This window comes from Aureimonas sp. Leaf324, assembly GCF_001423245.1.
Lineage (GTDB): Bacteria > Pseudomonadota > Alphaproteobacteria > Rhizobiales > Rhizobiaceae > Aureimonas.
On sequence record NZ_LMOH01000007.1, the window covers coordinates 13143 to 26641 of the forward strand.

Consider the following 13499-nt stretch of genomic DNA (forward strand, 5'->3'; position numbering starts at 1 on the left):
CCGGTCGCGCGTAATCACATCACGAATGACGTGAACGGGACTTCGACACATGAGCACGACGCTGGACGAGGATCGGGTCCGCCAGAAGGCGCACGAAATCTGGGAATCGGAGGGCCGCCCCGGTGGACGTGCGGCTTCCCACTGGATGCAGGCGAAGGAGATCGTCGCGCTGAAGGACAGCTTCGGCTCGACCCTGACGCCCGTGGAAGACACGCTCGAGGACAAGCCGGAGCCGGCCGTCGCCTTCGAGAACCAGGGCGAGTTCCCGGAACTGACGGATATCGGCGAGGGTGCCCGCGGCCCGAGCTGGCAGGCCGCGCGCGAGACGACCGGCGCCAACGACGCCGACGCCGACCCGGACAACACCGTGCCGTCGCAAGGCACCCGCCCCTAACGGCGCGAACAGGAGACCGACCGATGGCCAAGGACTTCCCCGAGCAGCGCATGCCGAACGACCGGCAGCGCAGCGAATTTGCCGAAAGCTCCAACCTTAGCGAAGCCGACCGCGCGCTCCTCGAAACGGCAACCGCCGAAGCCCTGCCGGACGCCGAGGATCGTCAGGCGGATTCGTTGGCCGACGACGACGCGACTGAGCCCGGCGTCTACGCCGAGCCCCGGAGCGAAATCACCGCGCCGATGCCCGGCACGGGCTACGACGAGACCGAGGATGGCCTCGCCGATCAGGACGAAGCCGTGCGTCAGCAGGCCGAAGACCGCGTGACCGGCAGCCCGGAGGAGCTGAACTTCAAGGCGTGAGGCTCAGCCGTCGCTGCGCTGGCCTCGCGCCACGATCCGCAGCGCTTCGTCGGGCAGCGGACGCTGCAAGGAGTGCGCCTCGTTCCAGGGCGCTTCCAGCCACGCATCCATATCCGCCTGCTCGGTCAGGATGACCGGCATCGCTTTCGGATGAACCTGTCCGACAACGCTGTTGGCCGTGGTGGTGAGGAAGCCGTAGGCGTCGACCGTCACCTCTCCCTCCGCCTTGCGGCGCGTGCTGGTCCACCGGGTCCACACCCCGGCGAAGGCCATCGTCGGGCGCTCGTCCGATGCCGCGAACCAGACCGGGACCTTGGTCTTGTCCGGCAGCGTCTCGTACTCGCAGAAGGCATTGAAGGGTACGAGGCATCGATGCGCGGGCGTCAGCCAGCGCCGCCAATGCGGGCTCGCCGTGTTGCGGATGTTCGTCACGCCGGGATCGGTGGATCGACCCTTCAGCGCGAACTGGGGCGACGGCATTCCCCAGCGGGCTGGCGCCAGTTCCCGTTCGCCCTCGGACAGGCGGATGATCGGCGCGCTTTGATCCGGAAAGATCGCCGGCATCGCGGCGAGATTTCCGAGCCTGTCACGCGTCGCCCTGGCGAAGTCCCGCATGGCCGACTGGGTAGTCGTCAACGAATAGAGGTTGCACATCAGCCGTTCCCATAGTCGCGGGCGACTGCCATGCAGGGGCAGTCGCCGGCGCGGACATCACAACTAGCCTGCGACATCTCCGGGGCTAGTTTCCGCGTCGGACGTCACTTCGCATTCCAGCTTGATCGGTTCTCATGCATCAGGACGGCTTGCCTCCCCTTCGCCGCCGGTTGGCCTTCGGCACGATCGCCATGGCGCTGTTCGTCGCCGTGCTCGACGGTACGGTCGCCAATGTCGCGCTGCCGCCCATCACGCAGGACCTCGGCGTCTCGCCGGTGGAAGCGATCTGGGTCGTCAACGGATATCAGCTGGCGGTCACCGTGCTCCTCCTGCCGCTGGCACGCCTCGGAGAGATTCTGGGCTACCGGCGTGTCTATCTCACGGGCCTCGGCATCTTCACGCTGGCCTCGCTCGTCTGCGCCCTCTCCCGCTCGCTCGACATGCTGATCGCGGCGCGCGTTCTTCAGGGCATCGGCGCGGCCGGCATCATGAGCGTCAACATCGCGCTCGTCCGCTTCATCTTTCCCGCCTCGCGATTGGGGCGCGCGGTCGGGCGCGTCGCGATCGTGGTGGGCGTGTCCTCGGCGGCCGGTCCGTCGCTGGCCGGTGCGATCCTGTCGGTCGCCTCCTGGCCGGCGCTGTTCCTGATCAACGTACCGGTCGGCCTTCTCGCGCTGCTCGCCGGTTCGCGCACCCTTCCCGACACGCCGAAGTCCGGCCAGCCGTTCGACCTGAAGAGCGCCATCATGAGCGCCCTGACCTTCGGCATGCTGATCTCCGGCGTCAACGGGATCGGCCATTCCGAAGGCCTCGCCTTTTCGCTTGCGCTGATCGTGGGCGGACTGATCGTCGGGACCGTGTTCGTGCGCTCGCAGTTGCGGCTGGCGGAGCCGATCCTGCCGGTCGACCTCCTGCGCCGACCGATCTTCGCTTTATCGGCCGCGACCTCGGTCTGCTCCTTCGGGGCGCAGGGCATCGCCTTCGTCTCCCTGCCGTTCCTGCTGCACGACGAACTGGGACGTTCGGCGGCGGAAACCGGCCTGCTGCTGACGCCCTGGCCGATCGCGACAGCGGTCGCCGCCGCGATCTCCGGCCGGTTGGCCGACCGCTTCAATCCCGGGCGCCTCAGCGCCATCGGCCTCTTCCTGTTCGCCGCGGGGCTTCTGGCGCTTGTGCTGATGCCCGCCAACCCCAGCGACGCCAACCTGATCTGGCGCCTGGCGCTGGCCGGTTTCGGCTTTGGCCTGTTCCAGACGCCGAACAACAAGATCCTGATCACCAGCGCGCCGCGCGAGCGCAGCGGCGGCGCGAGCGGCATCCAGTCCACCGCGCGTCTCGTCGGACAGTCGCTCGGCGTCGCGCTCGTCGCGGTGATGTTCGGACTGGTGAGCGATCACCCGCTGACCGCCGCGCTGCTGCTTGCTGCCGCTCTGGCCGCGGGCGGCATCGTGCCGTCGCTGCTGCGCCGCTACGAGGCGCCTCCGGTCGGCAAGCCGGCCAGCACGCTCCATACCGAGGAGATGGCGGCCGGCGGCTGACCGGCCGTTGGCAATTCCTTATGGCCTCGGATGGCAGAGCTTTCGGCCAGGGGAATGCGCGGAGGCCGCCATGAACATCGCGATCGTCGGCTGCGGGTTCGTGGCCGACTACTACATGACGACGCTTCCGAACCACCCGGAGCTTCGTCTCGTCGGCGCCCACGACCGCGACCCCGCGGCCGCCCGCCGCTTCGCCGATTTCCACAAGACGCGGATCTTCGAGACGCTGGACGAGCTTCTGGCCGATCCCGCGGTCGAACTCGTGGTGAACCTCACCAATCCGTCGAGCCATTTCGAGGTGTCCAAGGCATGCCTCGACGCCGGTCGGCACGTCTATTCCGAGAAGCCGCTGGCGATGGAGATCGGTCAGGCGGAAGAGCTGGTGCGGCTCGCCCGCGAAAAGGGGCTGCAGATCGCCTCGGCGCCCTGTTCCGTGCTGGGCGAAGCCGCGCAGACGGCCCGCCGGACCATCGAGAGCGGCAGTGTCGGCGACGTCAGGCTGGTCTACGCCGAGATGGAAGACTCGATGGTCTTTCGCGAGAACTACCGGACCTGGCGAAGCCTGTCCGGTGCGCCATGGCCGGCCGAGGACGAGTTCGCCGTCGGCTGCACGCTGGAGCACGCGGGCTACTATCTCACCTGGCTTTGCGAGTTCTTCGGGCCCGTGGAGGAGATGACGGCGTTTTCCGCCAAGCTGTTCCCCGACAAGGGCACGCAGCAGTCGCCGGACGAGATCGCCAACGACTTTTCGGTCGCCTGCCTCAGGTTCCGCACCGGCGTCGTCGCGCGGCTTACCTGCGGCCTCGCCGCGCCGAGCGATCGGTCGATGCATATCATCGGCACCAGCGGCGTCCTTTCGGTGACGGACGGCTGGAACGCCCGCTCGTCCCTCTACCTGCGCGATCCCGCCGGCCACTGGCGGCCGCGTGCCGGCATCTTCGGCAAGGTGCTGCGGCGGCTGGAGCGTGGGCGACCGATCAAGCATTGGTTCGGACGCCGCATCGGCGTGCCGCGCAGCGGCGCCGTGGTACCGGAAACCTCGTCGCGCATGGACTTCATGCGCGGGCCAGCGATGATGGCGCAGGCAATTCGAAGCGGCACGCGCCCGCCGCTCGCCGACGCCTTCGCCCTTCACGTCACGGAGCTGTCGATCGTGGCGCAGAACACGAAGGGCTATCCGATGCCCTATCGGCCCCGCTCCACCTTCTGACGTACCGCCGTCCCGCTCGAGGGGCTTGCGCGGGTCGACATTGCGGCTAGGTTCGCTCCCACGCGTCGACGGCGAGCCCGTCCAGAACGGACCATCATGCAAAGCACGTCACGCCCTATCGCGATCCTCGCCAGCGACTCGCCCGAGGCCACGGAGGCCGCCGAGCGGCTCGCCGCGCTCTACCGGACCGTCGAGCCGGAGGACGCGGAGGTCATCGTCGCGCTGGGCGGCGACGGCTTCATGCTGCAGGTGCTCCACCGCTTCATGGACACCGGCAAGCCGATCTACGGCATGAACAAGGGTACCGTCGGCTTCCTGATGAACGAGTTCCGAGAGGACGGCCTCTCCGAGCGCCTCGATCGTGCCAGCGAGACGGTGATCCACCCCCTGGAGATGACCGCCGTCGACGGCGACGGCCTTCCCCACTCGGCGCTGGCGATCAACGAGGTGGCCCTCTTCCGCCAGTCCTATCAGGCGGCGCGGCTGAAGATCAGCATCGACGGCAAGACGCGGCTGGAGGAGCTCGTCTGCGACGGCGTGCTGGTCGCCACACCGACGGGCTCGACGGCCTACAATCTGTCGGCGCAGGGACCGATCCTGCCGATCAGCGCACCGCTCCTGGCCCTGACGCCGGTCAGCGCGTTTCGGCCGCGGCGTTGGCGCGGGGCGCTCCTGTCGCGCCATCAGGTCGTCGACGTCGAGGTGCTGGAAGCGCAGAAGCGGCCCGTCAACGCGGTCGCCGATCATCGCGAGGTCAAGTCGGTCCAGTCGATCCGCATCCGCGAATCGGCCGACCTTCGCAGCCTCATCCTGTTCGACGCCGAGCATTCGTGGGACGAGCGGATCCTCGCCGAACAGTTCCGCTACTGATCTCAGGCCGCGAGGTAGCGCTCGGCCCGGCGGCGGGCGGCCCCCTGCTGCACCTCGCAGGACATGCGATGCAGAAGGCGACCAAGCTCCTCGCCTTCGCCCGCGCGCTCGCTCTTGCGGAAGGCGATCGTCACGCGGTCCATCACGGTGGACGCGACATCGACGGGATCGAACCGGTCGTCGGCCGCCATGTCCTTCCAGACGCGCACAGCCGAGAGGAGAAGCGGCACCACGGTCTTCGGCAGTCCGGCGGCTGAGGCCAGCGCCACGAAAGCGGGCTCCCTCGCATCAGCGATGATCGAACGGACGCGCGCCTCCGACAAGTTGGTCAGCCGCGCGAGGGACGCCGCGAAGAGGTCTATCCGCCCCATGCAGACCGCGCGCACGAGAACGGCGGCGTTGAGCTGGCTCGTCCCGCGCAACTGCTCGACGAAGGCCGTGATCTCGTCGGCCTTGATGGTATCGATCAGCGAAGCCGTCGCCTGCTCCTGCACCTCTTCGCGCAGCCGCGAGGCGCGCGAAAGCCCGACGACGTTGGCGACGAGCGGCGACGAGCAGAGCGCGTCGCCCAGCTGGGACAGGAGCGCGTGGCGCGGCCCCGCCGGCAGGTCGCTCCGCTCGAGAAGCGCATAGCGGAGTTCACCGATGTCGGCCGCCATGTCGACGAGCCGTGTCATCGCGGCGTCGTCGAGGGCCGCGCCCTGGTTCCTCGCCAGTTCGAGACAGGCGACCGGCTCCCCGACCGAGACGATCACGCTCGCGACGCCGACCGACACGTCCGCCCGGCGCGCGATGGCGACGCCGAGGCCGAGCCGGCCCGCCCGCACGAGTTCGCAGAGATCGTCGTCGGTCAGCATCGGCGACAGGAGGACGACCGGCAGCGCCACGTCGTCGATATCGCTTGAGAGCATGCGCACGAGCTGGCGCGAGACCGTCGAGGCATCCGCGACGCCGTCGGCAATGGCACGACGCACGCGCGGCGAGGCGTCTTCGGCCGCGATCACCAGCGCCGCTTCCGCCTCGCGAAGGTCGGACGGCAGGAACTTCCGGTTCACCACCGCATCCGCAAGCATTTCCACCGCGGCACAGCGTTCGGCGGCCGTCGCGGTTTCGCACCAGAAGACGAATTGCTGTGCCAGCATGGACCCACGACCCGCATCATATTCGATGCGGGCCATGGTGACCTTCAAAGCTTTAAGAAAGCGTTCACCACGCTCGCTCGCACTTGCTTAACCCTGCGGGACCGCGTCGGCCCGCGTCGGCCGCCGAAGCTCGAAGGCGTCGTCGGTCGAGGCGAAATCGAGATAGCCGAGGCGCGACAAAGGCCGGGCGAGATCGAGGGCGATCCGCCCATCCCGCAGGATCCGCTCGTCGATGTGAATACCGACGACCTGACCGATCACCATGACCGCGTCGCTCTCGGTGCCGTCGAGCCCGAGCGGCCGGAACCATTGGGTCAGTTGGCATTCCAGCGCGGCCGGCGCTTCGGCGACGCGCGGGGCGGCGACGAGCCGACAGGGCGCTTCGGTGAGACCCGTGAGGGCGAACTCGCTGACGCCCGCTTCAGCCGGCGCGGACGAGCGGTTGACCTGTTCGGCGAGATCACGCGTGGCGAGGTTGACGACGAACTCCCCGGTCGCGATCGCGTGGCTCGCCGAATGCTTCATGCCGGTCGATGAGAACATGACAAGCTTCGGCTTGTCGGAGAGGGCATTGAAGAAGCTGTAGGGCGCAAGATTGGTCGTGCCGTCCGGGGCGCGCGTCGAGATCCAGCCGATCGGGCGCGGCGCGACGATCGCCTTGAATGGGTCGTGCGGAAGACTGTGGTCGTTGGTGGCGGTTTCGTAGAACATCAGGCCACCGCCGGCATCGGAGCGTCGGACACCACGGCCGACAGATCCGGCCGCGGACGGTCGCTCGGCACCTCGGACGGCGTGCCGACATAGACGAAGCCGACGACCTTCTCCTCGGCCGCGATGCCCATCAGCCGCTTGGCGTCCTCGTCGTAGGCCACCCATTCGGTGATCCAGTTCGCGGCGAAGCCGTGGGCGTGCGCGGCATGGATGAGGTTCATGGTCGCGGCGCCGGCCGACAGGACCTGCTCCCATTCCGGGATCTTGAAATGGGGCTTGGCGGTGGAAACGACGCCGATCACGAGCGGCGCCCGAGTGAACCGTGCTTCCTCGTAGGCGCGCCGCGCTTCGCTCAAAGGACCCTCGCGCGTCTCCGCGAGGTCGGCCAGCGCCTTTCCGAGGGCCGGTGCCACGCCCCCCCTGAAGAGAATGAAGCGCCAGGGCGCCAGCTTTCCATGGTCGGGCACGCGCGACGCGGCGGTCAGGATCTCGCCGAGTACGGTCTCGGAGGGACCGGGCTCGCGAAGCGCTGGAATGGAGACCGAGCGGCGTGTGGCCAGCAGTGTCTTGGCGTCGATCATCGAACGAATCCTCGTAAAGCCTGGAGGTGGTGCTATCCGAGATCGGGACGCCGGCCAACCGGACCTCTTGCCGCCGTTCCGCGAACCTGCCTTGAAATGACCGGAGAGATGGCCTTGAACAGGCATCCAAGTGGCAGGCCTATGGAGGTTGAAGGTTGATCAAGCGCGCATCCGGCATCGCCTTGTCCCTCGCCGCTCTCCTCACCGGCCACGGACAGGCCGGCGCGCAGGACGCTCCTCCGGGGCCGGGTGGTGGCGGCGGCCCCGACCAGCCGGGCGCCTATGCCTCGCCTTCCGCTATTCCGCAGGACGTTCGAAGCCGTGACATCGGCGTCCCGCCATCCGTCGGTTTGCGCAAGCTCGAGCCGATCGCCCTCCCCGAGCGTCCGGATCTGGGTCTGGGCTCCGGTCTCGAGCTCCCCAACCTTCCGGCCTTCGCGCCTCAGCCCCCGCCGCAGCTCGACATCGTGCGGCCGAAGAAGAGCCTTCGCCTGAAGGCGACGCTCGGCAAGAACGGACCCGAGATCCCGTCCGACCTCGTCTGGCGACTGTTCGCCCCGGTGCCGGGTCCCGACGGCAAGCTGCCGGTCGTCGCCATGGCGAAGGGGGCCCAGGCCGTGTTCGACGTGCCCGCCGGCAACTATCTCCTGCATGTCGGGTTCGGTCGCGCGGGCATGACGAAGCGCGTCGATTTTTCGGGCGAGGAAACGCACGAAACGGTGGCGCTCGACGCCGGCGGGCTGCGGCTTCACGCCGAGATCCTCGACGGCGGCAAGCTGCCGGACGACAAGCTGACCTTCGATGTCTATTCCGGCGGCGGCGACGGTCGCGAGCGCCGGCTCCTTGCGCCGGGCGTCAGCCCCGGCAGCGTCCTGCGGCTGAACGCCGGAGACTATCACGTCATCTCGCGCTACGGCTCGGTGAACGCCGTGGCACGCGCCGACATCCGGGTCGAGGCGGGCAAGATCACAGACGCGACGCTGCATCACCGCGCGGCGGAGGTGACGATGAAGCTGGTGCGCGAGAAGGGCGGCGAGGCTCTAGCCGACACGGCATGGTCGGTCACATCGGACCAGGGCGACATCATCCGCGAGAGCGTCGGCGCCTTCGCGTCGATGGTGCTGACGGAAGGCGACTACGTGCTTGTCGCTCGCAACAAGGACCGCATCTTCCAGCGCCAGATCGCCGTGCATCCCGGCGAGAACGAAGAGGTCGAGGTCCTGACCAGCGACCTCGTCGATCCCAACAACCCGGAAGTCGGCACCGGCGACTGAGAGAGCCCTCAGCCGCCGGCAGGGTTGGCCGACGTCAGGCGGCCGCGCGCGCGCGAAGGTCCGGCGCGACGGCTTCGTCGCGAAGGAGCGTCAGCGCGTCGGCGAGGCTCATCGCCTCCTGGTCGCGCGAGCCGAGGCGGCGAAGATTCACCGAGCGCTCCTCGGCCTCGCGCTTGCCGCAGACGAGGATCACCGGGACCTTGGCGAGCGAATGCTCGCGGACCTTGTAGTTGATCTTCTCGTTGCGCACGTCGATCTCGACGCGCATCCCGGCGGCCTTCAGTTCCTCAGCGACCGAGCGGGCGTAGTCGTCCGCTTCCGACGTGATGGTCGCGACGACCACCTGCGTCGGCGCCAGCCAGAGCGGGAAGTGGCCCGCGAAGTTCTCGATCAGAATGCCGAGAAAGCGTTCCAGCGAGCCGCAGATGGCGCGATGGATCATCACCGGCGGCACCTTGTCGGAGTTGCTATCGATGTAGAACGCGCCGAACCGCTCGGGCAGGTTGAAGTCCACCTGCGTGGTGCCGCACTGCCATTCGCGGCCGATCGCGTCCTTCAGCGTGTATTCGAACTTCGGACCGTAGAAGGCGCCCTCGCCCTCGTTGATGCCGGTCTTGATCCGCCCGCCGGACTGCGCCTCGATCGTCTTCAAAACGTCGCGCATGACGCTTTCCGCGCGGTCCCACATCGCGTCGGTGCCGACGCGCTTCTCGGGCCGCGTCGAGAGCTTGACCACGATCTCCTCGAAGCCGAAGTCGTGATAGACCGAGAGGATCAGGTCGTTGATCTTCAGACACTCGGCTTCCATCTGCTCGTCGGTGCAGAAGATGTGCGCGTCGTCCTGGGTGAAGCCGCGCACGCGCATCAGCCCGTGCATGGCGCCCGACGGCTCGTAGCGATGCACCGTGCCGAACTCGGCATAGCGGATCGGCAGTTCGCGGTAGGACTTCAGGCCGTGCTTGAAGATCATCACATGGCCGGGGCAGTTCATCGGCTTCAAGGCGAAGACGCGCTTGTCCTCGGCCTCGTCGCCGGCCGACTGCACCTGGAACATGTTCTCGCGATACCAGCCCCAGTGGCCGGACGTCTCCCACAGCGACTTGTCGAGCACCTGCGGCGCGTTCACCTCGGCGTAGTCGCCCTTCAGGCGGCGGCGCATGTAGGCGACGAGGTCCTGGAACAGCGACCAGCCCTTGGGGTGCCAGAACACGACGCCCGGGCCTTCCTCCTGGAAGTGGAAGAGATCCATCTCGCGACCGAGCCGGCGATGGTCGCGCTTCTCCGCCTCCTCCAGCATGTGGAGGTAGGACTTCAGTTGCTCCGGTGTCGCCCAGGCCGTGCCGTAGATGCGGGTCAGCATCGGATTGTTCGAGTCGCCGCGCCAGTAGGCGCCCGCGACCTTCATCAGCTTGAACGCCTCGCCGATCTGGCCGGTGGAGGCCATGTGCGGGCCGCGGCAGAGGTCGAACCACTCGCCCTGGCGATAGATCTTGAGGTCCTGGCCTTCCGGGATCGCGTCGACCAGCTGGACCTTGTAGGTCTCACCCTTCTCGCCGAACACGCGGCGCGCGTCCTCGCGCGACCAGACTTCCTTGGTGAAGGGCGCGTTGCGGCGGATGATCTCCGCCATCTTCTTCTCAATCACCGGCAGGTCGTCCGGCGTGAACGGCGTGTCCTTAGCGAAGTCGTAGTAGAACCCGTTCTCGATCACCGGGCCGATCGTCACCTGCGTGCCCGGCCAGATTTCCTGGACCGCCTCGGCCAGCACGTGAGCCGTATCGTGGCGGATGAGCTCGAGCGCCCGCGGATCGTCGCGCGTCAGGATCTCGAGCCTGCCGGCGCGCCCGACCGGGTCGGACAGATCGCGGACCTCGCCGTCCAGCGCGTAGGCGATCGCCTTCTTGGCGAGGGACTTGGAAATGCCGGCGGCGATCTCGGCGCCGGTGGCGGAAGGCTCGTAGGAGCGGACGGACTGGTCGGGGAAGGTCAGGTCGATCATGGCAATATCCTCGGGTGCTCACCCCCGCCAACGATTGCGGGAAAGCTGGATCGATGGGGGCGCCCGGCCCCTCGCGAATTCGCGACTTCTATCATCGCCCGGCATTGGCGCAAGCGCGCCGAACCCGAAGAGGTCAGCGTCCCGCAGGCTTGTCGTCGCCCGGCACCGGGTCGAGCCCGCCCGTGCCGAACGGTCCGCAGCGGCCGACCCGCCGTGCCGCCAGCCAGCAGCCCCGCCACAGACCATGGCGCGCGACCGCCTCGTAGGCGTATTCGGAACAGGTCGGGATATGCCGGCAGTGCCCGCCGACGAGCGGCGAGAACGTCAGCTGGTAGAGACGAACGAAGCCGACGCCGAGAACGCGGCCGGGCGTCCGCCGCCAGGGACCGGTGTAGTTACGGCTGTTCATCGGGGAGTTCGGCGAGCCAGCGCCTTGCCTTGTCGGTCAGGACCGCGACGTCACTGCGGGCGATCTCGTAGAGACGCGCGGAAGAAATGCTCTCGTAGCCGTGCGCCAACTTGTTGCGCATGCGGTAGGCGTGCTCAAGGTCTTCGTCGTTCCGCTCCCTCGCCCAAGCCGGATGCCATACGAGGATCCGACCGGAGATTTCGCCGACTATTTCGACGACCCGTCCGAGAGCCAATTCAGCCTGCTCGTCGTCTACAACGGCAACACTGTTGGTGCGAGCGACCAATCGCTCAGCCTTTTCACCCCACTCCACCAGATCGGTGAGAAGCAGCCGGAGACTCTTCGCGACACGCATCAGATGGGCCTCAGGTCGTCCGCGATCCGTTCGTAGAAGCGCGAGTGTGGATTATCGGCCGGGTAGACTTCGACCTTACACCGAAGCAGTTCGGAGATCGCATCCTCGATGCGGAAGACCTGCCGATAGGATCCGTCTGCAGGCAGATCGACCAGGATGTCGATGTCGCTGCCTTCGACATCCTCGCCGCGCGCTACCGAGCCGAAGAGGCGCGGGTTGTCGGCGCCGAAGCGCTTCACGATGGCGCGGACCTCGTCCCGATGTCGCTCGAGCGCTTCGGACGGCCGCATGGTCAGGCCGCCTCGGCCTGTCTGGCCTCGGCCTTCTCCAGCGCTTCGACGACCGCGTCGAAGGTGAGCATCGTGGAGGCGTGACGCGCCTTGTGCTCGCGCACGGGTTCCAGATAACGCAGTTCCTCGAACCGTCCCTCGGGCGGCGGCCCGTCCGCCTTCAGCATCCGCGCCATCGCCTCGCGAACGGCACGCAGTTCATCCGGCGTCGCGCCGACGATGTGGCGGGCCATGACCGAAGAGGATGCCTGGCCGAGCGCGCAGGCGCGAACCTCGTGTGCGAAGTCCGACACGACGCCGCCGTCGAGCTTGAGGTCGACCGTCACGGTCGAGCCGCAGAGCTTAGAATGCGCCCGCGCCGTGCCGTGCGGCGCATCGAGGCGACCGATCCGCGGAATGTTGCCGGCGAGATCGAGAATTCTGTCGTTGTAGAGATCGTCGATCATGGCGTGTCCCGTGGACGCTGCGTCGCGAAACGATGATGCTGTGAAGCATCGCTCGAACCGTCTATATAGGAGGGGCAGCGGAGCGTCGAAAGACGCTCAGGTGTTGCACCCGATCCGCCGGCTTGACGGACCCGGTACACTATAACATCAACGGGCCAACGGATCGAACGGCGGGTATCGCCGGACCTTTCCCCGGCGCAGTCGCCTCGGCTCAGGGTTCACCATGGACGCCACCATCAGAAAGCTCGCTCCGGCCGCAGCGGCCGAACCGCTCGTCCGACCGACCCGCGAGGAGGCTGAAGCCGCGGTCGGGACGCTCTTGCGCTGGATCGGCGAGGATCCCTCGCGCGAAGGCCTGATCGACACGCCGCGTCGCGTGGTGAAGGCCTACGAGGAGCTTTACGGCGGCTACGGCCAGCAGCCGGCCGACGTGCTGAGCCGCACGTTCGAGGAGGTCGCCGGATACCAGGAGATGGTGCTCCTGCGCGACATCCCCTTCACCTCGCATTGCGAGCACCACATGGTGCCGATCATCGGCAAAGCGCACGTCGCCTACGTGCCCGATGGGCGCGTGCTGGGCCTGTCGAAAATTCCTCGCGTGGTCGAAATCTTCGCGCGTCGCCTGCAGACGCAGGAGAAGCTGACCGAGCAGATCGCGGCCGTCATCGACGGCGCGCTGACGCCGAAGGGCGTCGCGGTGCTGCTGGAGGCCGAGCACATGTGCATGTCGATGCGCGGCATCCGCACCCACGGCTCGACCACGGTGACCTCCTCGTTCTACGGCTCGTTCCGCGACGACCGCGAGGAACAGACGCGGTTTCTCGCCATGGTCGGCGGCCGATGAGCGTTTCGGCTGCCGTGTTCCCGCCGCCGGGCGCCAAGTCCGATCTCGAGGAGGGCAGCGTCCTGACGCCGCGCTTCGACGCGGCGGGTCTCGTGACGGCGGTCGTCAGCGACATGGACGGCGGTCTGCTGATGGTCGCCCACATGAACGCCGAGGCGCTGGACCTGACGATCCGCACCGGGGTCGCGCATTACTGGAGCCGATCCCGGCAGGCGCTGTGGAAGAAGGGCGAGACGTCCGGCGCGCTCCAGTCGGTGCACGAGATGCGCGTCGACTGCGACCAGGACGCCGTGTGGCTGAAGGTCACGGTCGCGAAGCCCGAGGACACCTGCCACACCGGGCGCGAGACCTGCTTCTACCGCAGCGTTTCGCTAGGCGCCCATGGCGGAAAATTGTCGGCGCGGTGACACGTTTTATCGC

Annotated in this window: 17 protein-coding genes; 8 read left to right on the top strand and 9 right to left on the bottom strand. The window is 67.6% G+C overall.

Annotation, left to right across the window (positions count from 1 at the left end):
• Nucleotides 1–49: 49 nt before the first annotated feature.
• Together ASF65_RS06020 and ASF65_RS06025 are read left to right on the top strand one after the other, a co-directional pair.
• Nucleotides 50–394 carry a DUF2934 domain-containing protein gene (locus tag ASF65_RS06020; protein WP_055886619.1) on the top strand — a complete coding sequence of 115 codons (345 nt, stop codon included), beginning with the start codon at nt 50–52 and terminating at the stop codon, nt 392–394.
• Nucleotides 395–417: 23 nt separating this feature from the next.
• On the top strand, nt 418–756 hold the full coding sequence (locus tag ASF65_RS06025) for a hypothetical protein (RefSeq protein ID WP_055886620.1): 339 nt from the start codon (nt 418–420) through the stop codon (nt 754–756).
• 3 nt (nt 757–759) lie between these two features.
• Here ASF65_RS06025 and ASF65_RS06030 read toward each other — a convergent pair whose 3' ends face one another.
• Nucleotides 760–1410, bottom strand: a complete 651-nt coding sequence (locus ASF65_RS06030) for an SOS response-associated peptidase (protein WP_055886622.1) — start codon at nt 1408–1410, stop codon at nt 760–762.
• 149 nt (nt 1411–1559) lie between these two features.
• Between ASF65_RS06030 and ASF65_RS06035 the strand changes: the two genes are divergently transcribed.
• The 3 genes from ASF65_RS06035 (at nt 1560) to ASF65_RS06045 (ending at nt 5028) form a co-directional block, all read left to right on the top strand.
• A complete protein-coding gene (locus ASF65_RS06035; RefSeq protein WP_348271167.1) occupies nt 1560–2948 on the top strand; it encodes an MFS transporter in 1389 nt (462 codons plus the stop codon).
• A 70-nt stretch (nt 2949–3018) separates the two neighbouring features.
• Complete coding sequence (locus ASF65_RS06040) at nt 3019–4158, top strand: Gfo/Idh/MocA family oxidoreductase (protein WP_055886629.1); 1140 nt, start codon at nt 3019–3021, stop codon at nt 4156–4158.
• 96 nt (nt 4159–4254) lie between these two features.
• The gene (locus ASF65_RS06045) at nt 4255–5028 is read left to right on the top strand and encodes an NAD kinase (protein WP_055886632.1); all 774 of its coding nucleotides are present in this window, start codon (nt 4255–4257) and stop codon (nt 5026–5028) included.
• A gap of 2 nt (nt 5029–5030) precedes the next feature.
• Here the strand turns inward: ASF65_RS06045 and ASF65_RS06050 are convergent, their stop codons facing one another.
• The 3 genes from ASF65_RS06050 to ASF65_RS06060 all read right to left on the bottom strand — a co-directional run bounded on the left by ASF65_RS06050 (nt 5031) and on the right by ASF65_RS06060 (nt 7462).
• Nucleotides 5031–6170, bottom strand: a complete 1140-nt coding sequence (locus ASF65_RS06050; protein ID WP_162239458.1) for a DUF2336 domain-containing protein — start codon at nt 6168–6170, stop codon at nt 5031–5033.
• Between the two features lie 87 nt (nt 6171–6257).
• Nucleotides 6258–6881 carry a flavin reductase family protein gene (locus ASF65_RS06055; RefSeq protein ID WP_055886638.1) on the bottom strand — a complete coding sequence of 208 codons (624 nt, stop codon included), beginning with the start codon at nt 6879–6881 and terminating at the stop codon, nt 6258–6260.
• Nucleotides 6881–7462, bottom strand: coding sequence for a nitroreductase (locus ASF65_RS06060; protein ID WP_055886640.1), 582 nt, complete (start codon nt 7460–7462; stop codon nt 6881–6883). Before ASF65_RS06060 ends, ASF65_RS06055 begins: the two co-directional genes overlap by 1 nt.
• 155 nt (nt 7463–7617) lie before the next feature.
• On the opposite strand from ASF65_RS06060, the gene ASF65_RS06065 reads away from it, so the two are divergent.
• Complete coding sequence (locus ASF65_RS06065) at nt 7618–8736, top strand: hypothetical protein (protein WP_082505216.1); 1119 nt, start codon at nt 7618–7620, stop codon at nt 8734–8736.
• 34 nt (nt 8737–8770) lie between these two features.
• Here ASF65_RS06065 and thrS read toward each other — a convergent pair whose 3' ends face one another.
• The 5 genes from thrS to ASF65_RS06090 form a co-directional block, all read right to left on the bottom strand.
• Complete coding sequence (gene thrS, locus ASF65_RS06070; RefSeq protein ID WP_055886643.1) at nt 8771–10735, bottom strand: threonine--tRNA ligase; 1965 nt, start codon at nt 10733–10735, stop codon at nt 8771–8773.
• Between the two features lie 133 nt (nt 10736–10868).
• Complete coding sequence (gene yidD / locus ASF65_RS06075; RefSeq protein ID WP_055886646.1) at nt 10869–11144, bottom strand: membrane protein insertion efficiency factor YidD; 276 nt, start codon at nt 11142–11144, stop codon at nt 10869–10871.
• A complete protein-coding gene (locus ASF65_RS06080; protein WP_055886650.1) occupies nt 11131–11499 on the bottom strand; it encodes a HepT-like ribonuclease domain-containing protein in 369 nt (122 codons plus the stop codon). The genes yidD and ASF65_RS06080 overlap by 14 nt, the downstream gene beginning before the upstream one ends.
• The gene (locus ASF65_RS06085; protein ID WP_055886653.1) at nt 11499–11789 is read right to left on the bottom strand and encodes a nucleotidyltransferase domain-containing protein; all 291 of its coding nucleotides are present in this window, start codon (nt 11787–11789) and stop codon (nt 11499–11501) included. Before ASF65_RS06085 ends, ASF65_RS06080 begins: the two co-directional genes overlap by 1 nt.
• Nucleotides 11790–11791: 2 nt before the next feature.
• Nucleotides 11792–12235, bottom strand: coding sequence for an iron-sulfur cluster assembly scaffold protein (locus tag ASF65_RS06090; RefSeq protein ID WP_055886655.1), 444 nt, complete (start codon nt 12233–12235; stop codon nt 11792–11794).
• Between the two features lie 223 nt (nt 12236–12458).
• Between ASF65_RS06090 and folE the strand changes: the two genes are divergently transcribed.
• Both folE and hisI read left to right on the top strand, forming a co-directional pair.
• Nucleotides 12459–13079 (top strand): GTP cyclohydrolase I FolE, encoded by a 621-nt coding sequence (folE, locus tag ASF65_RS06095; protein WP_055886657.1) that lies wholly within the window; start codon nt 12459–12461, stop codon nt 13077–13079.
• On the top strand, nt 13076–13486 hold the full coding sequence (gene hisI, locus ASF65_RS06100; RefSeq protein ID WP_055886659.1) for a phosphoribosyl-AMP cyclohydrolase: 411 nt from the start codon (nt 13076–13078) through the stop codon (nt 13484–13486). Before folE ends, hisI begins: the two co-directional genes overlap by 4 nt.
• The last annotated feature ends 13 nt before the right edge of the window (nt 13487–13499 follow it).

Excerpts from the sequence above, each read along its gene's own strand:
- ASF65_RS06020 (WP_055886619.1), top strand. The coding sequence starts at position 50 with ATGAGCACGACGCTGGACGAGGATCGGGTCCGCCAGAAGGCGCACGAA.
- ASF65_RS06025 (WP_055886620.1), top strand. The coding sequence starts at position 418 with ATGGCCAAGGACTTCCCCGAGCAGCGCATGCCGAACGACCGGCAGCGC.
- ASF65_RS06030 (WP_055886622.1), bottom strand. The coding sequence starts at position 1,410 with ATGTGCAACCTCTATTCGTTGACGACTACCCAGTCGGCCATGCGGGAC.
- ASF65_RS06040 (WP_055886629.1), top strand. The coding sequence starts at position 3,019 with ATGAACATCGCGATCGTCGGCTGCGGGTTCGTGGCCGACTACTACATG.
- ASF65_RS06045 (WP_055886632.1), top strand. The coding sequence starts at position 4,255 with ATGCAAAGCACGTCACGCCCTATCGCGATCCTCGCCAGCGACTCGCCC.
- ASF65_RS06050 (WP_162239458.1), bottom strand. The coding sequence starts at position 6,170 with ATGCTGGCACAGCAATTCGTCTTCTGGTGCGAAACCGCGACGGCCGCC.
- ASF65_RS06055 (WP_055886638.1), bottom strand. The coding sequence starts at position 6,881 with ATGTTCTACGAAACCGCCACCAACGACCACAGTCTTCCGCACGACCCA.
- ASF65_RS06060 (WP_055886640.1), bottom strand. The coding sequence starts at position 7,462 with ATGATCGACGCCAAGACACTGCTGGCCACACGCCGCTCGGTCTCCATT.
- thrS (WP_055886643.1), bottom strand. The coding sequence starts at position 10,735 with ATGATCGACCTGACCTTCCCCGACCAGTCCGTCCGCTCCTACGAGCCT.
- yidD (WP_055886646.1), bottom strand. The coding sequence starts at position 11,144 with ATGAACAGCCGTAACTACACCGGTCCCTGGCGGCGGACGCCCGGCCGC.
- ASF65_RS06080 (WP_055886650.1), bottom strand. The coding sequence starts at position 11,499 with ATGCGTGTCGCGAAGAGTCTCCGGCTGCTTCTCACCGATCTGGTGGAG.
- ASF65_RS06085 (WP_055886653.1), bottom strand. The coding sequence starts at position 11,789 with ATGCGGCCGTCCGAAGCGCTCGAGCGACATCGGGACGAGGTCCGCGCC.
- ASF65_RS06090 (WP_055886655.1), bottom strand. The coding sequence starts at position 12,235 with ATGATCGACGATCTCTACAACGACAGAATTCTCGATCTCGCCGGCAAC.
- folE (WP_055886657.1), top strand. The coding sequence starts at position 12,459 with ATGGACGCCACCATCAGAAAGCTCGCTCCGGCCGCAGCGGCCGAACCG.
- hisI (WP_055886659.1), top strand. The coding sequence starts at position 13,076 with ATGAGCGTTTCGGCTGCCGTGTTCCCGCCGCCGGGCGCCAAGTCCGAT.